Annotated in this window: 19 protein-coding genes; 8 read left to right on the top strand and 11 right to left on the bottom strand. The window is 31.9% G+C overall.

The features are described 5' to 3' along the window. The first annotated feature begins 25 nt into the window (after window positions 1-25). Window positions 26-1,111: a PDDEXK nuclease domain-containing protein gene (locus MW871_RS04285; RefSeq protein WP_248427674.1), complete on the top strand. Its 1,086-nt coding sequence runs from the start codon at window positions 26-28 to the stop codon at window positions 1,109-1,111. A 53-nt stretch (window positions 1,112-1,164) separates the two neighbouring features. Beyond that, the gene (locus MW871_RS04280; RefSeq protein WP_248427673.1) at window positions 1,165-3,870 is read left to right on the top strand and encodes a DNA gyrase/topoisomerase IV subunit A; all 2,706 of its coding nucleotides are present in this window, start codon (window positions 1,165-1,167) and stop codon (window positions 3,868-3,870) included. Between the two features lie 39 nt (window positions 3,871-3,909). Here the strand turns inward: MW871_RS04280 and MW871_RS04275 are convergent, their stop codons facing one another. From MW871_RS04275 to MW871_RS04245, 7 genes are all read right to left on the bottom strand, one after another. After that, entirely contained in the window at window positions 3,910-4,680 is a 771-nt protein-coding gene (locus MW871_RS04275) for a TerC family protein (RefSeq protein ID WP_188051535.1), read from the bottom strand. 36 nt (window positions 4,681-4,716) lie between these two features. Further along, window positions 4,717-5,091 carry a DNA topoisomerase IV gene (locus MW871_RS04270; RefSeq protein WP_188051534.1) on the bottom strand — a complete coding sequence of 125 codons (375 nt, stop codon included), beginning with the start codon at window positions 5,089-5,091 and terminating at the stop codon, window positions 4,717-4,719. Window positions 5,092-5,259: 168 nt separating this feature from the next. Beyond that, entirely contained in the window at window positions 5,260-5,832 is a 573-nt protein-coding gene (locus MW871_RS04265; protein WP_248427672.1) for a pentapeptide repeat-containing protein, read from the bottom strand. Next, window positions 5,832-6,053, bottom strand: coding sequence for a DUF6095 family protein (locus MW871_RS04260; protein WP_188051532.1), 222 nt, complete (start codon window positions 6,051-6,053; stop codon window positions 5,832-5,834). Before MW871_RS04260 ends, MW871_RS04265 begins: the two co-directional genes overlap by 1 nt. Before the next feature lie 44 nt (window positions 6,054-6,097). Next, complete coding sequence (gene murQ, locus MW871_RS04255; RefSeq protein WP_248427671.1) at window positions 6,098-6,919, bottom strand: N-acetylmuramic acid 6-phosphate etherase; 822 nt, start codon at window positions 6,917-6,919, stop codon at window positions 6,098-6,100. Between the two features lie 150 nt (window positions 6,920-7,069). Beyond that, window positions 7,070-7,765 carry a ZIP family metal transporter gene (locus tag MW871_RS04250; RefSeq protein WP_188051530.1) on the bottom strand — a complete coding sequence of 232 codons (696 nt, stop codon included), beginning with the start codon at window positions 7,763-7,765 and terminating at the stop codon, window positions 7,070-7,072. Next, a complete protein-coding gene (locus tag MW871_RS04245) occupies window positions 7,766-8,530 on the bottom strand; it encodes a class I SAM-dependent methyltransferase (protein ID WP_248427670.1) in 765 nt (254 codons plus the stop codon). It abuts the gene before it with no gap. A 204-nt stretch (window positions 8,531-8,734) separates the two neighbouring features. On the opposite strand from MW871_RS04245, the gene MW871_RS04240 reads away from it, so the two are divergent. Together MW871_RS04240 and MW871_RS04235 are read left to right on the top strand one after the other, a co-directional pair. Beyond that, window positions 8,735-9,931, top strand: a complete 1,197-nt coding sequence (locus MW871_RS04240) for a THUMP domain-containing class I SAM-dependent RNA methyltransferase (protein WP_188051528.1) — start codon at window positions 8,735-8,737, stop codon at window positions 9,929-9,931. A 45-nt stretch (window positions 9,932-9,976) separates the two neighbouring features. Then, window positions 9,977-10,213: a hypothetical protein gene (locus tag MW871_RS04235; protein WP_188051527.1), complete on the top strand. Its 237-nt coding sequence runs from the start codon at window positions 9,977-9,979 to the stop codon at window positions 10,211-10,213. Window positions 10,214-10,290: 77 nt separating this feature from the next. Here the strand turns inward: MW871_RS04235 and MW871_RS04230 are convergent, their stop codons facing one another. The 3 genes from MW871_RS04230 to rlmD all read right to left on the bottom strand — a co-directional run bounded on the left by MW871_RS04230 (window position 10,291) and on the right by rlmD (window position 13,151). Next, entirely contained in the window at window positions 10,291-11,142 is an 852-nt protein-coding gene (locus tag MW871_RS04230; protein ID WP_248427669.1) for a DUF6048 family protein, read from the bottom strand. After that, window positions 11,114-11,635: a DUF6452 family protein gene (locus MW871_RS04225; protein ID WP_248427668.1), complete on the bottom strand. Its 522-nt coding sequence runs from the start codon at window positions 11,633-11,635 to the stop codon at window positions 11,114-11,116. Before MW871_RS04225 ends, MW871_RS04230 begins: the two co-directional genes overlap by 29 nt. A 103-nt stretch (window positions 11,636-11,738) precedes the next feature. Further along, window positions 11,739-13,151 carry a 23S rRNA (uracil(1939)-C(5))-methyltransferase RlmD gene (rlmD, locus tag MW871_RS04220; RefSeq protein ID WP_248427667.1) on the bottom strand — a complete coding sequence of 471 codons (1,413 nt, stop codon included), beginning with the start codon at window positions 13,149-13,151 and terminating at the stop codon, window positions 11,739-11,741. A gap of 367 nt (window positions 13,152-13,518) precedes the next feature. Between rlmD and MW871_RS04215 the strand changes: the two genes are divergently transcribed. After that, window positions 13,519-13,818 (top strand): hypothetical protein, encoded by a 300-nt coding sequence (locus tag MW871_RS04215; RefSeq protein WP_188051563.1) that lies wholly within the window; start codon window positions 13,519-13,521, stop codon window positions 13,816-13,818. 134 nt (window positions 13,819-13,952) lie between these two features. Further along, a complete protein-coding gene (locus MW871_RS04210) occupies window positions 13,953-17,342 on the top strand; it encodes a trifunctional glycoside hydrolase family 18/polysaccharide deacetylase/glycosyltransferase family 2 protein (protein ID WP_248427666.1) in 3,390 nt (1,129 codons plus the stop codon). Window positions 17,343-17,423: 81 nt separating this feature from the next. On the opposite strand, the gene MW871_RS04205 is transcribed toward MW871_RS04210, so the two are convergent. After that, the gene (locus MW871_RS04205; protein ID WP_210646794.1) at window positions 17,424-18,071 is read right to left on the bottom strand and encodes an SGNH/GDSL hydrolase family protein; all 648 of its coding nucleotides are present in this window, start codon (window positions 18,069-18,071) and stop codon (window positions 17,424-17,426) included. A 295-nt stretch (window positions 18,072-18,366) separates the two neighbouring features. Here MW871_RS04205 and MW871_RS04200 point away from each other — a divergent pair, with 295 nt between their 5' ends. Together MW871_RS04200 and MW871_RS04195 are read left to right on the top strand one after the other, a co-directional pair. Further along, complete coding sequence (locus MW871_RS04200) at window positions 18,367-19,419, top strand: sensor histidine kinase (RefSeq protein WP_248427665.1); 1,053 nt, start codon at window positions 18,367-18,369, stop codon at window positions 19,417-19,419. Window positions 19,420-19,622: 203 nt separating this feature from the next. After that, window positions 19,623-20,033 (top strand): OsmC family peroxiredoxin, encoded by a 411-nt coding sequence (locus MW871_RS04195; protein ID WP_248427664.1) that lies wholly within the window; start codon window positions 19,623-19,625, stop codon window positions 20,031-20,033. Window positions 20,034-20,052: the final 19 nt, after the last annotated feature.

Genomic DNA, 20,052 nt, shown 5'->3' with positions numbered 1-20,052 from the left:
ATAGAAATAAAGAATACTATAATTGATGTCAGAAAATCTTCAAAATAATTCGTTATTCTCTCAAGTTGTCAATTTGCTTCAGCAATCAAAGCAACAAGTAGTGCGAGCTATAAATCAAACTATGGTTTATACTTATTATGAGATTGGTCGAATGATTGTAGAAGAAGAACAAAATGGAAAAGATCGCGCTGAGTATGGTAAGCAATTATTAAAAGGACTTTCAAAAGAGCTGAATCAAGAGTTTGGAAAGGGATTTTCAATAGATAATTTGGAGAGAATGAGGAAGTTTTATTTAACTTATTCAATTTCCGCATCGTTGATGCGGATTTCTGATGATTTAAATTCGTCATCACTGATGACGAATTATGAGGAAGGAAAAACACAGTCAATGACTACGTTATTTAAAAACAATAATTCATTCAATCTTACGTGGACTCATTACATATTCTTAATGCGTATTGATGATGCAAAAGAAAGAAGTTTTTATGAAATCGAAACTGCAAAAAATAATTGGAGCGTTCGGGAATTAAAGCGACAATATGATACTGCTTTATATACGAGATTGTCTTTAAGCAGAGATAAAGAAGGAATTTTGAAACTTTCTCAACAAGGACAAATTATAGAGAAGCCAAAAGATATAATCAAAGATCCTTACATTCTTGAATTTGTTGGTTTACCAGAGTTAAATCAATATTCGGAAAATGAACTTGAAGAAGAAATTATCAATAAATTAGAACAATTTCTGTTAGAATTAGGGAACGGTTTTACGTTTGTTGCCAGACAAAAAAGAATCACTTTTGATGATAAACATTTTAGAATCGACTTGGTTTTTTATAACCGAATATTAAAATGTTTCGTTCTTATTGATTTAAAAATAGGAGATTTAAAACATCAGGATTTAGGTCAAATGCAAATGTATGTGAATTATTATGACAGAGAAATGCGTTTCGAAGAGGAGAATAAAACAATTGGAATCGTACTTTGTCAGAATAAAAGTGATTTAGTTGTAGAATACACATTACCAGAAAATAATGAACAAATTTTTGCTAGTAAATATAAAATGGTCTTGCCAAGTAAAGAGGAATTAATCCATTTGATTGAACAAATATAGAAGAATTTAAATGGAGTTATTATAGCGCCATAATTTGAGTTTTAAGCATTTTTATGAAAGACGAAGACGAAGATAACATCATAACAAACGAAGACGAATCGCAAAACGAAACGAAGGATTCTAACGAGTCAAACGACGAAGGATTTGACGATATCATAACTTCAGGCGGACAGCATTTTTACGATAATCAAGAAGAAGGAAACGATACCATTACCAAAGTTACGGGAATGTATAAAGACTGGTTTCTGGATTATGCCTCATATGTAATTCTGGAGCGAGCCGTTCCTGCGATTGAAGATGGTTTTAAACCAGTACAACGCAGAATCATGCACTCGCTAAAAGAATTGGATGACGGTCGGTATAATAAAGTAGCAAACGTAGTTGGTCACACCATGCAATACCATCCTCACGGGGATCAGAGTATTGGTGATGCAATGGTGCAAATAGGCCAAAAAGAATTATTAATTGATTGTCAAGGAAACTGGGGGAATATCTTAACTGGTGATGGAGCAGCAGCTTCTCGTTACATTGAAGCGCGATTGTCTAAGTTTGCTTTGGAGGTTTTATATTCTCCAAAAATTACAGATTGGGGTGTTTCGTATGATGGTCGTCGTGCCGAACCCAATAATCTTCCTGTAAAATTCCCGTTGCTTTTAGCGCAAGGAGCTGAAGGAATTGCGGTTGGACTGTCGATGAAAGTATTGCCTCATAACTTTAATGAGTTAATAGATTGTTCTATCAAAATATTAAAAGGAAAACCTTTTACCTTGTATCCGGATTTCATGACGCAAGGAATTGCTGACATTTCTAACTACAACGATGGTTTACGTGGGGGACGTGTTCGTGTTCGTGCTAAAATTGCGCAACTCGACAAGAATACATTGGTGATTACCCAAATCCCGTTTTCGACTAATACTACGACTTTGATTGATAGTATTTTGAAAGCCAATGATAAAGGTAAAATCAAAATAAAAAAAATTGAAGATAATACCGCGGCTGATGTAGAGATATTAATTCATCTTTTTCCGGGAGTTTCTCCTGATAAAACCATTGATGCTTTATTTGCTTTTACAGCTTGTGAAACTTCGGTAGCGCCTTTGGGTTGTGTGATTGAAGATAACAAACCGCTATTTGTAGGTGTTTCTGACATGTTGCGAATTTCAACAAACAGAACGGTACAATTACTAAAAAGTGAACTTGAAATTCAACTGAGTGAATTAGAGGAGCAATGGCATTTTCTTTCTTTAGAACGAATTTTTATCGAAAATAAAATCTATCGTGATATTGAGGAAATGACTACTCGTGAAACCGTACTAAAAGCGGTGGATGATGGTTTAAAACCACATATTCAGCATTTAAAACGCGCCGTTACCGAAGAAGATATTTTACGTTTATTGGATATCCGAATCATGCGTATCTCTAAATTTGACAGCAATAAAGCACAAGATAAAATTGAAGCGCTAGAAGGTGATATCGAACAAGTAAAACACCACTTAGAACATCTGATTGATTTTGCTATTGCTTATTTTGCCAAATTAAAAGAGAAGTACGGAAAAGGCAGAGAACGTCAAACGGAACTTCGTATTTTTGATGATATAGAAGCTACAAAAGTAGTATTGCGTAATACGAAATTGTATGTAAATAAAGAAGAAGGTTTCGTAGGAACAAGTTTGAAAAAAGATGAATACGTAACCGATTGTTCGGATATTGATGATGTAATTGTATTTCTTCGTGACGGAAAAATGATGATTACAAAAGTGGATGCTAAAACCTTTGTGGGTAAAGATATTATTCACATTGCCATTTTTGACAAAAGCGATAAACGAACGATTTATAACATGATTTATCGTGATGGAAAATCGGGACCTTCGTATATAAAACGTTTTAATGTTTCGGGTGTAACACGTGACAAAGCCTACGATTTAACCAATGAAACCGCAGGATCACAAGTAGTGTATTTTTCGTGTAATCCAAATGGAGAAGCGGAGGTAATTACTATTTTGCTACGCCAAATAGGAACAGTTAAAAAATTGAAATTCGATATTGATTTTGCTAATCTGGCAATAAAAGGTAGAAGTTCAAAAGGAAACTTGGTTACCAAATATCCCATCAAAAAAATCGAATTGAAAGAGAAAGGAATTTCGACTCTTTTGCCTCGAAAAGTTTGGTTTGACGATACAGTACAACGATTAAATGTAGATGGAAGAGGAGAATTACTTGGCGAATTTAGACCGAGTGATAAAATTTTGATAATTTCCCAAACAGGAAAATTAAAAGTAATCACGCCAGAATTAGCTACGCATTTTGATCAAGATATGGTCGTTCTTGAAAAATGGATTCCAAAGAAACCAATTTCTGCCATTTATTACGATGGTGAAAAAGAACGGTATTACATAAAGCGTTTCTTAGTCGAAACAGAAAATAAAGAAGAAAGTTTTATTACTGAGCATCCCAATTCACAATTAGAAATTGTGTCAACGGATTATCGACCAGTTGCAGAAATAATTTTCCCAAAAATAAAAGGAGTTCAGAAAGAAAGCATGACAGTTGATATTGAATCCTACATTGCTGTGAAAGGATTTAAAGCATTAGGGAATCAATTGACAACTGATAAATTAAAACAGGTAAACCTTCTAGAGCCACTGCATTATGAACTTCCAGTTGAGGTTGTTCCAGAGAAAATTGCAATGGATGATAATCTAGACGAAACAGCATTAGAATTAGATGATGATGGTCAAATAACCTTAAGTTTAGAATAAAAAAAAGCGCTCATTGAGCGCTTTTTTTATAAAATCAAATTAATTTTTCTTTCGCATTTTCATATTGAGGAATTCCACTGCTAATGAAAAAGCAATGGCAAAGTATAAATAGCCTTTAGGAACTGCACCTACATGTTCTCCCACTAAAGCAGCATTAGATAAGTGCATACTTTCTGTAATCAACATAAAACCAATCAAGATTAAGAAAGCCAAACCTAAAATTTGTATCGATGGATTGGCGTTTACAAAATTCCCTACTGGAACCGCAAAAAGCATCATCACTCCAACCGAGATCACTACAGCAGTTACCATAATATACAATGCACCAGTAACACCATTGGTCATTCCCACAGCGGTTAAAATACTATCTACAGAGAATATAAGGTCAATTAATAAAATCTGGAAAATTACATTTCCAAATGATTTTGCTGCAGTAGTTTTTAAATCCTTTTCTTCTTCCCCTTTATGATCTACTTTTTCGTGAATTTCTTTGGTGCTTTTATAAATTAGAAATAAACCTCCTAATAATAAGATCATCGCTTGACCCGTAAAATCAGCACTAAACCAAGTCCAATTTATACTGAAAAAAGGCTCTTTCATAGCAATTAGCAACGTAATTCCAAAAAGCAAAGCGATACGCATGAACATGGCTAAAAACAAACCGATTTGTGTCGCTTTTTTACGTTTTTCTACTGGTAATTTACCGGTTACAATTGATATAAATATAATGTTGTCAATTCCCAATATGATTTCAAGAAAAGTTAAGGTCAACAAGGCAATCCATGCATCTGGATTTAAAAATACTTCCATTTTTTATTCGTTATAGTTTATAATTTTATAGAAAAATTAATCTGAAATTTTAGTTACAGTTCCTCTTTGTTTGGTATCTGAACCGATCATCCCGAATTCAAATGTATAAGAATCTTTCGTAGTAGTCAAAATTTTCATGTTGATAGCTTTTTCTTCTGCTTTGTTTTTTGGATGTAATTTAACTAACACATATTCGCAATCACTAATCCATCGTACCGAAGCCGTATCTGTTTTTCCTTCATAAGTTTCAATTTCAATACTGTCATTGCGTTCAAAAACAGTTGTTTTTTTTACTCCATCAACCGTATGTTCAAACTTGAATTTTCCAGTTTTAAAATCTTTGCAATTGCGTTCCCCATCATAACACGAAATTAGTAATAAGAGTAGGGGAAGTAAAATTAACTTTTTCATATTTTATTTTTTATTATTAGGGCCTATTCCAGCTGTACATTGCAATTCCTCGGTTATAAAACTTTTTTTCTAATGACAAAAAAGGAGCTTCTTCCAGTCGCTCTTTTTTGTCCAGAAAAAATAGTTTTATTCCCTGCGGGATTTTCACTTCCATCTGGGGCAGTACAATTATACTATTTTAATATCGTATTTATCTAAAAGACCAGGAATTCCTTGCATCGAAAATTTAGCTTTTTTCATAGGATTAAATTCAGGATCAATTCTGTAATTGTATGCTGATGTAAAATCAACGCCTGCTAATAACGTATCATTAAAAATAGCATTATCAAGATTACAATTTTCAAAACTAGATTGTGTAAGATTTGCGCCTGTAAAAGTTACCTCTTTCAACGAACAAGAATTGAACTTTGTTTTGGGCATTTTTTTATTGGCAAATGACGAATAATCTAAAACACAATCTTGAAAAGTAACTGTAAATAAGAAGTCCGTGCATTTATTAAAATGGATTCCTAATAACTTACAGTTCCTAAAACCAACCGTTTTCATACTTGTCGCTGTAAGGTCAATCATTGATAAATTACAATCAATAAATTCACAATCCATAAAGCTATTATTCGAAAAATCACTATTCGAAAAATCACAATTTTTAAAAGTACAATCTTCAAATTCTCGATGATTAATTCTCTTATTGATCCAGTCTACTTTTTCAAATGTTTTCTGAATGTGTATTAAGTCTTCCATTAGTCGTTAAATAAACTTTTTACCATTGTTTTCAAACCTAAAAATGCAAGATAAACTCCAATACCACAAAATATAATTCCTACAGCCAATACAAGATAATGCCATACATTTTGTTTATTAATAAAAGCATTATAAATAACTGCCGGTCCTAAAAACAAAAGCGGTAAAGCACCAGCTAAATATTTTAGTCCTTTATTTAAAAGAAGTTTGTTAGTTGCCATTTTTTGAATTTAAAATTAAATTTCAAGTAGTAAATGTACCTGAATTAATGTTGATTTACACTGTAATAATCGACTGCTTTTCTTACGCTACCAAACTCTTTTAATAGTTCGCTAGCTTTTTCATAAGGAACTTCAATTTCATCCATTATCATTTTTACACCACGATCTACCAACTTACTATTGCTTAGTTGCATATCGACCATTTTATTACCTTTTACTTTCCCTAACTGAATCATAGTGGTAGTTGTTATCATATTAAGGACAAGCTTTTGTGCAGTTCCTGCTTTCATTCTAGAACTTCCGGTAACAAATTCTGGACCTACAACTACATCTATGGGAAATTTTGCAGTTTGTGAAATCGGACTTCCTAAATTGCAGGAAATACTTCCCGTAATAATATTTCTATTATTACATGCTTCCAAACCAGAAATTACATAAGGCGTTGTTCCTGATGCAGCAATTCCTACTACAACATCCTTTTCATTTATGTTATGTTGTTGTAAATCTAACCAAGCTTGAGTGGTATTGTCTTCTGCATTTTCTACTGCTTTGCGAATGGCAGTATCGCCGCCAGCAATAATTGCGATAACCAAATCGAATGGAACACCAAAGGTAGGAGGACATTCTGAGGCATCTACAATCCCTAAACGACCGGATGTTCCTGCTCCAATATAAAATAAACGGCCGCCTAATTTCATTTTGGCTACAATTGCATTTATTAAATTTTCAATTTGAGGTAATGCTTTTGCAACAGCAAGTGGAACAGTTTGATCCTCTTGATTCATATTGTAAATCACATCCTTAACTGACATTTTTTCTAAATGTTGGTACTTTGAAGGCTGTTCTGTAGTCTTTGTGAAGGTCATTTTAAATACGGTTCTAAATTATATAGGGAAACTTGCGATCTGTGAATGATATATTTGAGTAAATTATAAGCAATAATAAAAATTAATTTCTATTGGGAAGGTTTGTGATAAATCGCTTTTTAATTTCAATAGAACGTTCAAATTATAAATTTATAAAAAATAGGCTAATGCAATTCCAATTACTATCATAGAAACTTTGGCGATATTAAACTTGTGTCCTTCGCTACTCTCAAAGATAATTGTAGAAGAAATATGAAATAATATTCCAATTACTATAGCTGTAATTTGGCTGTGATACTCGTTTAAACCTGTAAGATATTCTGATGCCAATGTTCCTAAAGGCGTCATCAATGCAAATGTGAGCATAAAAGCAAAAATTGCTTTCTTGTTTAAATGCGAATTGATGAAAAAAGTAGTTAAAATAATAGCTATAGGAAGATGATGAATAGCAATTCCTAATGCTAGTTTTCCGTGATCATGACCAACAGGGAAACCTTCTAAAAACGCATGGATACAAAGACTAATGAACAATAACCATGGAATATGAGAAAGGTTTGGATTTCCATGAACATGTCCGTGTTCTGCACCTTTGGAGAAAAATTCTAAAATAATTTGGAATAAAATTCCTATCATAATAAAGATTCCTGCAGTATCATTATGGACTTCACCAACGTCATGATTATGTACTGCGTACACTTCTGGTAGTAAATGCATTACAGTTAAGGAAAGCAAGAAGGAACCACTAAAAGCCAATAGTAGCTTTAGATTGGTTTTGTTTTTTGGTCTTAAAACCAAAGCAATACAATATCCTAAAAGGACCGAAAGTAAGGGTAAAAGATAATTCATTTATTTAAAAATCATGATTAATCGCTCGCTTTCTGTTTTGTGAAATTTTTTTAATTTATAGTCACCAAAAATATCCAATAAGTAGATTCCGGCTTCCTCCATCAATTGTTCAAAATCTTGAAGCGTTAATGCTTTTACTTTTTCGGTAAAATGAAACTGTTGCCCTTTATCTACAAAATCAATTTCTTTGTATATGTGACCGTCTTTCAAATAACGTTTGATGTGAAAATCAATTTCATCAACAGTTTTGGTTTCTTCTGGAACCAAAGTGTTAACAACTTGGTGCACATTCATAAAATCGATTGCTGCAAATCCATATTCAGATAGACTTTCTTTGATGGCTTTTAAAGTTGTTAAATTGTCTTCTTCATTTTCAAAATATCCAAAACTGGTAAATAAATTGAAAATTGCATCGTATTTTTCCTCAAAAGGCACTCGCATATCGTGCACTTTAAAGTGTAAGGTTTCGTTTGCATTTTTGTTCGCCTCGGCTATACTATTTTCGGATAGATCTGCACCAAGTACATCAAAACCCAGTTGATTCAAATAAATAGAGTGACGACCTTTTCCGCAGGCTAAGTCCAATACTTTTGCTTTTTCAGGAAGGTTTAGATAATGTGTTAAATTATCCATGAAAACTTGCGCTTCTCTATAGTTGCGTTCTTTATAAAGAATGTGATAATATGGTGTGTCAAACCAGGAAGAGTACCACTTTTCTGCTGGTTTTACTTGATTTTCTGTTGACAGTTTTTGAGCTTCAGACATTTATTCTTTTTCAATTAATTCGATTGATGCAAATTTAGTGTATTTTTGCAGAAAAAGAACTATTTCCCTGCGATACAAACAGAACAAAAGCATATATTTTTTTAATACTTACTCCGATAAAAAGTAGTGTTACTAAAGTACCTCTCAAAAATGTTTTTTTGTTGCTGATACAGTTAGGATTTACTTGTTGGAATTTATAGAAAAATGGAAGATAATTTTAAAATGGTTGCCAAAACCTTTTTTGGTTTTGAGGAGATATTAGCAAAAGAATTGCAAATGTTAGGCGCGCAAAATGTAGAGCAAGGCGTGAGAATGGTAAGTTTTAAGGGAGACAAAGGATTTATGTACAAAGCAAATTTAGCTTTGCGTACTGCTTTGAAAATATTAAAACCGATTTATTTTTTCAAAGCCAATAATGAACAAGCTTTATACAAAGGTATTTCTGGAGTGAATTGGTCTAAGTTAATTGGTGCCAATCAAACTTTTGTGATTGATACAACAGTACATTCTGAATATTTTAATCATTCTGAGTTTGTTTCACAAAAGTGTAAAGATGCCATTGTGGATCAATTTCGCGAAAGAACAGGTCAAAGACCAAGTATTGATAAAGTGCATCCTGATTTGCGAATTAATATTCATATTGATAAAGATCAAGTTTCTGTCGCGCTTGATACTTCTGGTAATGCTTTGAACCAACGTGGTTATAGAACCGCTACCAATATTGCTCCCATAAATGAGGTTTTGGCTGCAGGAATTTTATTGCTTTCGGGTTGGGACGGACAAACTGATTTCTTAGATCCAATGTGTGGATCTGGAACTTTTCTTGCCGAAGCGGCGATGATTGCTTGTAATATTCCAGCAAACATTAATCGTAAAGAATTTGCTTTCGAAAAATGGAATGATTGGGATAATAATTTGTTTGACGCTATATCTGATAGTTTATTGAAACGCGTTCGTGAGTTTCATCATACGATTAAAGGATATGATAAAGCACCAAGTGCCGTTCAGAAAGCAAAAGACAATATAAAAAATGCGAATCTTGATGACTATATAACTATCGAGGAAAATAACTTTTTTGATACTGAAAAAACAACAGAAGGGAAATTGCACTTAGTGTTCAATCCGCCTTATGATGAACGATTGGATATTCACATGGAGGAATTTTATAAAAGTATTGGTGACACCTTGAAGAAAAATTATCCAGGTACCAATGCTTGGATGATTACAGCTAATTTAGAAGCATTAAAATATGTGGGATTAAAGCCTTCTAGAAAAATTAAACTTTTTAATGCAGGATTAGAAGCCCGTTTGGTAAAGTACGAAATGTACGAAGGAAGTAAGAGAACAAAGTTTCAGGTGGTTCCGGAAGATAATTCTACCACACCAGATGCTAGTTTATAATTTCAAATTGTTTTTAAATTAATATAACTCAAAATTAGAAATCGGATGACTAAATTACAAATACGAGCATTTATTTATCAACTGGGATGCTTTGCAATATTATTTATTTCTGCAAGATATTTGGTGGCACAGTACACTAATTTAACTGGATTTTGGATTCCATTAACAGCATTTGCAATTGGAACATTATTATCACCAAAATTTCAAGCGATAAGAACAAAGGATGGTGAAAAATTCTACATGAAGTGGATTTTTATGAAAGGAATTAAAGAAATAGGATAGATTTTTTGTCAGAAAATAAAAAAAAGGAGATACTTTCATTATGAATTTATCTCCTTTTTTATGAAATCATCTCCAAGTTATTTTTTCTCTTTGACAGGTATTTTTATTTTCTTTTTATAGATTGGTACAAAATAAGTTACGGTGTAATTAAATCCTACTCCAAAACTACCATCGTAAGTTCTATTAAAACCGGGTATGTACAAATTAGAGAAGTTTTCAGGTTCTTTATTAGTAATTAGTCGGTTTAGTCTAAGGGTAAACCCCATAAAAACATTGTTAAATACTTTTGCTTTCACCCCGGCAACCACTTCAATCCAACTTGCAGACAATCCATCAAAACTTTTCCCTGAAGAAATTATAGGAGTTTCTCCAAAATACGGATTAGAATTGTAAATTCTATAATTATTTAATTGCTGATTAAAAGTACTAAAACCATATCGCAATCCAATAGAGATAATGTTTTCCATATCTAGCCAGTTTTCATAAGCGTTGTAATCAAAACCAGCTTTTATGTAGGAACCTTTTGTAGTGAAATTTACACGATCATCATCTGTCGTTTTATTTTCGTTCCCTAATTCGGCAGCCAAAAAGTATTTTTTTGTTAATCGGTAATCGCCTACGAGTTCAATTCCTTTATAGTTTTTATCATATAAGGCTCTAGTGAGTTTAAATAAGTCTAGACCAACTCGCAAACCATACCGATCTGTTTTCTGTGTCGTTGTTAATTCTTTTTTTACTACAGGTTCTATTTCTACCAATGGCAAAGGCGTACTAGGGATTTCCTGTTCTGTTTTTTCAGTGGCAGGAATATTTTTCTCTGGTAGGCTTTGTTTTGGTGTTTTGGGTTTTGGGCTAGTTTCTTGTGCCTGAACTACAGTCAACGCTAAAACGAGAAAAAAACTAAAAAAAGATCTTAATGTGTGTTTCATTTTCGTTTTCTATATTATTTTTTTCAACCGATATAAATTTCATCCATCTTTTACTAGGATCTACTGGATCGGTATGTGTATAAGGATTTGTAGGATCTAATGTGAAATTAGTTTTATAACCACACGCTCTAGAAACAAAGATTTCTTTAGTACTGTAATCAAATCGTATAATGTCTTCATCCACATTTGCTGGATTTGAATCTGCAAAATTTAATGTAAACCTATAGGTTGTATTGGTACCTACAGTTTTTAGAGGAATAGAAATGGTGTTGGCACTTGTTGTTTCTAATCCGCCAAAAAGAATACCATTTGGCATTCCTTCACCTACTACTTTTAAATTATTTACATTTTTTAAAACCGAAGGATTCAAAAAATCATAAAAACTAATCACTAGACGAGGTGTTGTAGGTGTATTTGCATCACAAATATCATCTTTTTCGCAAGAGGATAAAGTGAAAGCGAAAACCAATACCAATAAAATTATTTTTTTCATAAATCCTTAAATTCAAAAATTACCAGCAAAAGATAATCATAAAAGACAATCGTACTTTTAAAATTAATACTTCAGAGCAACATCTTCTAACGTTTACTTAATATTACCTTCTTTCTAGCAACACTACGTTTTCTACGTGATGCGTTTGCGGAAACATATCTACGGGACGCACTCTTGTTACCTTATATTTCTCGTCCATTAATGCTAAATCGCGCGCTTGTGTAGCAGAGTTACAACTTACATAAACCACTTTTTCAGGAGCAATTTTCATAATTTGTTCAATAACATCCTTATGCATACCATCTCTTGGGGGATCAGTAATAATTACGTCTGGATGACCGTGTTGAGCGATAAAATCATCATTAAATACCACTTTCATATCACCTACAAAGAACTCACAATTGGTAATTTCATTGCGTTCAGCATTTAACTTGGCATCTTTAATGGCTTCTGGAACACTTTCTACACCAATTACTTTCTTAGCCTTTTTAGAAACAAATTGTGCAATTGTACCGGTTCCGGTATATAAATCGTAAACAATTTCATTACCTGTTAATCCAGCAAAATCTCTTGTTATTTTGTATAATTCGTATGCTTGATCTGAATTGGTTTGGTAAAAGGATTTAGCATTAATACTAAATTTTAAACCTTCCATTTCTTCCAGAATATAATCTCTACCTTTATATAATTTGATGTCCGTATCGTACAAAGTATCATTTGCTTTACTGTTTATAACATATTGTAAAGATGTAATTTGAGGGAATTTGTCGTAAAGATGATCAAGAAGTAATTCTCTTTTGGCTTTGTCGTTTTCAAAAAACTGAATTAAAACCATGATTTCACCAGTAGAGGCAGTACGCAACATCAAAGTACGTAACAAACCTTCATGTGCTCTAGGATTAAAGAAAGTTAATCCATGTTCATTGGCAAAAGCGCGAACTTCATTGCGAATGGCATTCGATGGATCTTCTTGTAAATGACATTTGTTAATGTCTAGAATTTTGTCCCACATTTTTGGAATATGAAAACCAAGTGCATTTCTATTTCCTAAATCTTCGGTGCTTTCGATTTCTTTTTCAGTTAACCAACGGCTGTTTGAAAAGGAAAATTCCATTTTGTTTCTGTAAAAGAACTGTTTTTCTGAACCTAAAATCGGTTCGAATTCAGGAAGTTCTACTTTTCCTATGCGCTGTAAGTGATTTAATACTTCATTTTGCTTGTAATACAGTTGTTGGCTGTATTTCATATTTTGCCATTTACAACCACCACAAACTCCAAAATGTTCACAAATAGGAGTTACACGATGTTCTGAGAATTCATGAAAATGAACTGCTTTTCCTTCGTAATAGGCTTTGCGTTTTTTGAATGTTTGCACATCTACTACATCGCCAGGAACGACATTAGGAATAAAAACTACTTTACCATCGGGAGCCTTTGCTACCGAAACGCCTTTTGCACCAGCATCAAGGACTTTTATTTGATGAAAGACAACTTTGTCTGTATTTTTCTTAGCCATAGCGCAAAAATAAGCCTTTGATTGGTTTTATAAATTCAAATTTCAAAATATTTTCAAAAACTATCTAATTTATTCTGACAAGAAGCTATAAAATGTTATGAAATGCATTTTGAGTGCTGATAAAAAATATAAGTAGAGGAGAATTCTTTAAGAAATTCTTTTAATAATTATGTTGCAGGAATGGTAATATTAAGAGTGTTAGTTTTTTAAAGATCAGATGTTTTTATTTAGCATGGGTTTTCTTAAAAGATGAAAACATTATGAATTAATGAATAGAAAGTAAATAAAAAGTTAAAGTTCTATTATTTATAATTTTCTTAAGTAACAACTTTATAAATTTACTATGTATTTAACATTGTCTTTGAATATGGCTAAGAAAACTGCTCCTCATATTGTGAATACTTCGGCTAATCTATTAGGTTTTTGTCTTTTTGTAATCACTTCTTTGCGAATGAATGGAAGTATTATAGGGAGTAAAATAGATGAATTTACCTCTGTGATTGCAGTTTTTTTAGTGCTCTCTTGTTTGTTTTCCTTTTTTTCGATTCGATCAAAATTTACTCCTCGAAAAGTTAAATTAGAAAAAATTGCTGATTTGTTTTTTATTGTCGCTTTAATAGGAATCTTGATTATAATCTTATTGATAACACTCAATTTTATTCAATAATATTTTTTTTAGAGTTGCAATCAAATTTTGTTTCGTTTTACTCCCATTAAATCAATTTCATAAAAAAATGATTTTAACATTTAGACTATAATCTATAGAAATTAAATATTCTTCCTTTTTATAAGTACAGCAAAATGAGCGATAATAAACAAGTTTTTCATACCAATACCCAAAAAAGATGGTTAACATTTAAATGGACGGGAAGGTTTTTTCTTTTTTTTGTTCTGTTAATGATTCCTATACTAATCCTAACTTTAGCCAGAGGAATAAAGCCAATTTTGCCTCTATTAACTAATGAAATAGAAATATTGCATCATCTTAATTCACCTATTATTCCTGCCATCATGGATAAAAAAGAATTAGAGAAATACAAGGGCTTTGAAGCATATATAAAATCACGTGAAAAAATTAATGGATTCAAAACGGGTAAAGATATTCGTAATACAGAACAAATTCGAGCTGCTTTTTATGTAGATTGGGATCCGCAGAGTTATTATTCCTTGCAAAAAAATATCGGAAAGCTGAATATGGTAGTTCCTGAGTGGTTTTTTATTGACTCTAAAACAGACCGTTTAAAAATGGATATCGATAAGACTGTTTTAAAATTAATGAAAAAGCATAATATCAAGATAATACCTCTTATCAATAATGTCAATAGAGAAAAAGGAGCTGGTGAATTTGATGGAGAAATCATTCATCGTATTCTTACAAATCCTATTAAAAAAAAGTTACTTATCGATGATATTGTAGCTGCCTTAAAAAAATATGATTTACAAGGAGTCAATATCGACTTTGAAGAGTTTATCGAAAAAACGAATGAGCCAATGATTGCTTTCCAGAAAGAACTTTATGAAAAATTACATCCTTTAAATTACATCGTTTCTCAGGATATAATGCCTTATAATGAGGATTTTAATATAAAGGAGTTGTCAAAGTATAATGATTACCTTTTTTTGATGGCGTATGATGAACATTTTGGGAGTAGTGTTCCAGGTTCAATAAGTAGTCAGCGTTGGATCGAAAAAGTATTAGATGAAACCGCAAAAGGTATTTCTCCTAGTAAGATAATCTTGTGTTTTGCAGGTTACGGATACGATTGGTCCGCCAATATGGAAGCTAAAAATGTCACTTACCAGCAAGCGCTGTCAAATGCCAAACAATTTAATTCGGTTATAGATTTCAATAATGATACCTATAATAATTTTTACAAGTATACAGATGGTACTGTAAAACACGATGTTTATTTTACTGATGCGGCTACTAATTACAACACCATTCGGTTTGCAGATGAGTACGGAACTGCAGGAACAGCTTTATGGCGTTTGGGTAGTGAAGACGATAGGCTGTGGAGTTTTTATAATCGCAGTTTAACGAACAAAAGTTTGCTTAAAAATCCTTTTGATTTTAATAAATTAAAAATAGTTAAAACACCAAAGGCAACACCAGATTATATTGGGGAAGGTGAAGTTTTAGATGTGGTAACGGAGCCGTCTCCTGGCAGAATTTATTTAGAGGTTAATAAAGCGGAAGGGATCATTACCGAACAAAAATATGTAGAGTTGCCTACCAAATATGTAATCAAAAAATTTGGGAATGTAAAAAACCAAGTGATTCTGACTTTTGATGATGGACCAGATCCAGATTTCACGCCTCAGATTTTAGATATATTAAAGAAAGAGAAAGTACCTGCTACTTTTTTTGTAGTGGGTTTACAAGCAGAAAGTAATTTGCCACTTTTAAATCGAGTATACCAAGAAGGACATGAAATAGGAAATCACACTTTTACGCATCCTAATATCGCCTTAGTCAGTTCTGAAAGAGCTCAAGCTGAAATGGAAACTACTCGATTGCTTATAGAAGCTGTTACTGGTAGAAGCACGATTCTTTTTAGAGCGCCTTATAATGCAGATGCAGAACCTACTACTGAAGCGGAACTAAAACCTATTGCGCTTAGTAAAAAACAAAATTATTATACAATTGGAGAAAGTATTGATCCCAATGATTGGCAAAAAGGAGTTATTGCAGATAGTATTTATAATCGTGTAGTTCGTAGCTATGAGTTGAATCCTGAACGAGGAATAATATTATTTCATGATGCTGGAGGTGATCGACAAGCCACGGTAGATGCATTACCTCGTATTATTCATTATTTTAAAAATAAAGGAGTGCAGTTTACAACTGTTGCACATTTAATAGGAAAAACTAGAAATGAGGTGATGCCAAAAGTAAATAGTAATTTGATAGCATTAGATAATACTATATTTAGTTTTGGATATTGGTTTGGTAATTTTCTTTCAGCTGCTTTTTGGTTTGCTATTATTTTGGGATTATTACGAATTATAGCGATGGCAATAATGGCATTTATTCAAAAAAGAAGAAGTGCAAAAACTAAAGATTTTTTTAATTTACCATTAGTGAATGTTCCCTGCGTTAGTATAATTGTACCTGCTTACAATGAGGAAGTGAACATTGTAAAAACAATACAAAATTTATTACGTCAAGATTATCCTAGTTTTGACATTATTGTGGTAGATGATGGTTCTAAAGATTTAACTTATAAAAGAGCATTTGAAGCATTTGGTACAAATCATCAGGTTAAAGTTTTTTCTAAATCAAATGGAGGTAAAGCTTCGGCTTTGAATTTTGGAATTGGCAAAACAAAAAATGACTTTGTAGTTTGCATTGATGCAGACACACAACTGAAAGGAGATGCCGTTTTAGAATTGATGAAAAGGTTTTACATTCCTTTAAAAAATAATGAAATAGTAGGTGCTGTTGCTGGAAATGTGAAAGTAGGTAACGAAAACACAATGCTGGCTAAATGGCAAAGTATTGAATATACAACTTCACAAAATTTTGACCGTCGTGCCTTTGATTTAATAAATGGCATAGCCGTTGTTCCTGGTGCAATTGGCGCTTTTAGAAAAGAAGCTATTTTAAATGTGGGTGGTTTTACCACTGATACGCTCGCAGAAGATTGTGATTTAACTATTCGAATTTTAAGAAGCGGTTATCGTATTATCAATTGTGTAGAGGCAATTGCAGTCACTGAAGCTCCAGAAACAATAAAGGAATTTATGAAACAACGCTTTCGTTGGACTTATGGTATTATGCAAGCCTTTTGGAAAAATAGAGATGCTTGTTTTAATAAGAAATACAAAGGATTAGGAATGGTTTCACTCCCTAACATCCTCTTATTTCAAATTATTCTTCCAATGATTGCTCCTTTAGCAGACTTGATTCTTATTTTTAGTTTATTATGGAATTATAATAGTTTAGAAAGCATGAGTAAAATAGGAATATATTATCTTGTCTTTATGGCTGTAGATATACTAGTGAGCGTTATTGCTTTTGGATTCGAAAAAGAAAAATTCGGAAAATTAATCTGGCTCATTCCACAACGTTTTGTGTACCGACAAATAATGTATTTTATTTTATTCAAGGCTTTAGGAAAAGCAATCAAAGGAGAAAGTCAAGGCTGGGGAGTTTTAACAAGAACTGGAAATGTAAAAACAGTCGAATAAAATTTTAAGTGTCAATTGGTAAAATTTCAAAAAAAATTAGAATAATTTACTGCATCTTAGAAATGGCTTTCCAAAGAAGTGTTATTTATCGGATTTTAAAACAAATGCTATAGCTTTCTCAGCAAGAGGTCTCATTACTTGATAACCCATTTTATTGGGATGTACGCCATCATTTGAGTATTCTTTTTTTAAACCTTCATGCGCATCAACCATAACGGAATAATAATCGATATAAACAATGTCATTACTTTGAGTATAATTTTTAATTATTTCGTTCAATGCTTTTATTTTCTCAATAGGTTGTTGATTGGGTTTCCAAGAAAAATCAATAGCGGGCAGAACCGAACAAAGGATTACTTCAATCTGATTGGCTGTAGCTAATTCTACCATCGAAAAAATATTATCTCGAATCATTTCAAGACTAGATGGACCAGTATTTCCAGCGATGTCATTAATTCCGGCAAGTATAATAACTACAGTTGGTTGTAAGGCAATCACATCGGCTCTAAAACGAACAAGCATTTGAGGGGTAGTTTGTCCACTAATACCTCGATTGATATAAGATTTATTCACAAAATAGTCCGGATCAATCATTTTCCAGAACTCAGTAATGGAATCTCCTATAAAAACTACTCTTTTTTCTTCTAATACAGGAATTGGCAACAAACTGTTTTCTTGTTGGTATTTACTTAAATTAGGCCAGTCTTGAGCTTGTTTTTTTGTTGCCATCGTTATTGACGAAAATTTGTAATTACTGTGATTTCAATTTAAGAAATAGCAAGGTAGAATGCAATTTCTAAAAACAATTTGTACAAATTTACCCTTTATCTGCCAGAATTTAAATTTAAGAGCTTTTATCTTTTATTAATTGCATCAGTACTAATAGAATAGTTAAACGCAAAATGATTATTCGATTATAGACTCTCTAATAAACGAATGTTAATTTACTAAAATTGTTTTAAAATTGAGATTTAAACTTGATTATACAATTTGTTTATCTTTAAATTTATGAAAAAAAACGATAATGAGATTGTATCAAAAACTTTCAAAGATTAATTTTTTAAAAAAGAGCTATGCTTTTAAATTTCTATTTGTTGCTTTTATTGGCATCCATATTCCGCTTATAGGAATTTTATTTTATGTTCTTTATGGCAGTAAAAATATAGCTGCAAATACTATATTATTCGTTGCACTAGTCATGACATTAATAGCGAGTGCTATTACATTATATTTTTTAAAGCATTTAATTAAACCAATTGAAATAGCCTCTAAAGCTTTAGATAATTATAGAAATGAACGAAAAGTACCCTCTTTGCCAACAGATTTTTCAGACGAAGCAGGTTTGCTAATGCGAAACATACAAAAATCAATTTTAGAGAATGAGCGTTCTTTAAGTGATAATCAAGATTTAATTTATTTGCTTTCACATGATTTTAAAAACTTCACTGGAAACTCTCAAGGTTTAGCAGAACTTATTTTAGACGAAAGTCCTTCAGAAATAGTGCAAGAATATGCTCAATTAATTAAAAAAAGTACTATTCAACAATTTGTTTTTATAGAAATATTTATAAAACTAATGAAAGATCAAGAAGAGCTTTTAAATCGTCCTCTGAAAGTAAATACAATTAGTTTGCAATCTGTTCTTAAAATAGTACGCATACAAGTCGCTCCAAAATTAATTTCTAAAAAAATTATATTAAATTCTTTTTTCCAAATTGACGAAGTGCTTTTGACAATTGAGGAGGATTTGTTGGTTAGAGTATTGGTCAATTTAATTGATAACGCTATTAAGTTTTCATTTCCAGAAAGCGAGATTCAATTTACCGCAAGTAAAATTGACAATAAGATTGCTCTTGTAGTTTCTGATTCCGGAATTGGATTTAACCTAAATGACAAAGAGGAACTATATAAAAGATTTACAACTCGAAGTAGGGTAGGAACATCAAACGAACCTTCAACAGGAATAGGATTGTACTTGTGTAAAAAAATAGTTGAGAAGTATCAGGGAAACTTGATTTTAGAAAGTCAAGGTGTTAATAAAGGATCTACATTTTCTGTGCTTTTTACTAGCTTTTAATCGACGTTTAATGCTTTAAAATTTCGTTAAAAAGAGTATTTTTAAAAGAAAAATAGGATTAAATGAGCTAAATTTGAGAGAATGTAGATTTTTAATGAGACAGGATTTTTTTGATTGAAAAAAAAACTAGACTCTCAATATTTTAAAATCTAAATTTAAATTAAAAACATATTTATTAAAATTTATTTAAAAATACAGGTATTATGAAAAGAAATGCAACCGCAGTATGGAATGGTTCACTAAAAGAAGGAGCCGGAAAATTAACAACACAAACTACAACGCTAAAAGACACTCAATATTCATTTAAATCTCGTTTTGAAGAAGGAGTAGGTACCAATCCTGAAGAATTGATTGCTGCAGCACATGCAGGTTGTTATACAATGCAATTGACTGCTTATTTAAGCGAAGATGGTTTTAAAGTAGAAAGTATTGAATCAAAATGTGATATTGATTTACAAGAAGGAACAATTGTTACTTCTCACATAACGATACACGCAAAAATAAAAGATATTGCTGAAGACGTTTTTCAACAATATGTTACGAAAGCAGAGAAAAATTGTCCTGTTTCTAAGGTTTTAAATGCAGCTATTTCTACAACTGCTACTTTAGGTTAAAAACTGATTTTCTTTTATA

It is taken from the genome of Flavobacterium pygoscelis, from assembly GCF_023162025.1.
Lineage (GTDB): Bacteria > Bacteroidota > Bacteroidia > Flavobacteriales > Flavobacteriaceae > Flavobacterium > Flavobacterium pygoscelis.
Note: the sequence above shows the minus strand (reverse complement) of the source record. Positions and strands in the feature narration are given on the sequence as shown.

Coding starts and splice junctions, on each gene's coding strand:
- MW871_RS04285 (WP_248427674.1), top strand. CDS start 26: ATGTCAGAAAATCTTCAAAATAATTCGTTATTCTCTCAAGTTGTCAAT.
- MW871_RS04280 (WP_248427673.1), top strand. CDS start 1,165: ATGAAAGACGAAGACGAAGATAACATCATAACAAACGAAGACGAATCG.
- MW871_RS04275 (WP_188051535.1), bottom strand. CDS start 4,680: ATGGAAGTATTTTTAAATCCAGATGCATGGATTGCCTTGTTGACCTTA.
- MW871_RS04270 (WP_188051534.1), bottom strand. CDS start 5,091: ATGAAAAAGTTAATTTTACTTCCCCTACTCTTATTACTAATTTCGTGT.
- MW871_RS04265 (WP_248427672.1), bottom strand. CDS start 5,832: ATGGAAGACTTAATACACATTCAGAAAACATTTGAAAAAGTAGACTGG.
- MW871_RS04260 (WP_188051532.1), bottom strand. CDS start 6,053: ATGGCAACTAACAAACTTCTTTTAAATAAAGGACTAAAATATTTAGCT.
- murQ (WP_248427671.1), bottom strand. CDS start 6,919: ATGACCTTCACAAAGACTACAGAACAGCCTTCAAAGTACCAACATTTA.
- MW871_RS04250 (WP_188051530.1), bottom strand. CDS start 7,765: ATGAATTATCTTTTACCCTTACTTTCGGTCCTTTTAGGATATTGTATT.
- MW871_RS04245 (WP_248427670.1), bottom strand. CDS start 8,530: ATGTCTGAAGCTCAAAAACTGTCAACAGAAAATCAAGTAAAACCAGCA.
- MW871_RS04240 (WP_188051528.1), top strand. CDS start 8,735: ATGGAAGATAATTTTAAAATGGTTGCCAAAACCTTTTTTGGTTTTGAG.
- MW871_RS04235 (WP_188051527.1), top strand. CDS start 9,977: ATGACTAAATTACAAATACGAGCATTTATTTATCAACTGGGATGCTTT.
- MW871_RS04230 (WP_248427669.1), bottom strand. CDS start 11,142: ATGAAACACACATTAAGATCTTTTTTTAGTTTTTTTCTCGTTTTAGCG.
- MW871_RS04225 (WP_248427668.1), bottom strand. CDS start 11,635: ATGAAAAAAATAATTTTATTGGTATTGGTTTTCGCTTTCACTTTATCC.
- rlmD (WP_248427667.1), bottom strand. CDS start 13,151: ATGGCTAAGAAAAATACAGACAAAGTTGTCTTTCATCAAATAAAAGTC.
- MW871_RS04215 (WP_188051563.1), top strand. CDS start 13,519: ATGGCTAAGAAAACTGCTCCTCATATTGTGAATACTTCGGCTAATCTA.
- MW871_RS04210 (WP_248427666.1), top strand. CDS start 13,953: ATGAGCGATAATAAACAAGTTTTTCATACCAATACCCAAAAAAGATGG.
- MW871_RS04205 (WP_210646794.1), bottom strand. CDS start 18,071: ATGGCAACAAAAAAACAAGCTCAAGACTGGCCTAATTTAAGTAAATAC.
- MW871_RS04200 (WP_248427665.1), top strand. CDS start 18,367: ATGAGATTGTATCAAAAACTTTCAAAGATTAATTTTTTAAAAAAGAGC.
- MW871_RS04195 (WP_248427664.1), top strand. CDS start 19,623: ATGAAAAGAAATGCAACCGCAGTATGGAATGGTTCACTAAAAGAAGGA.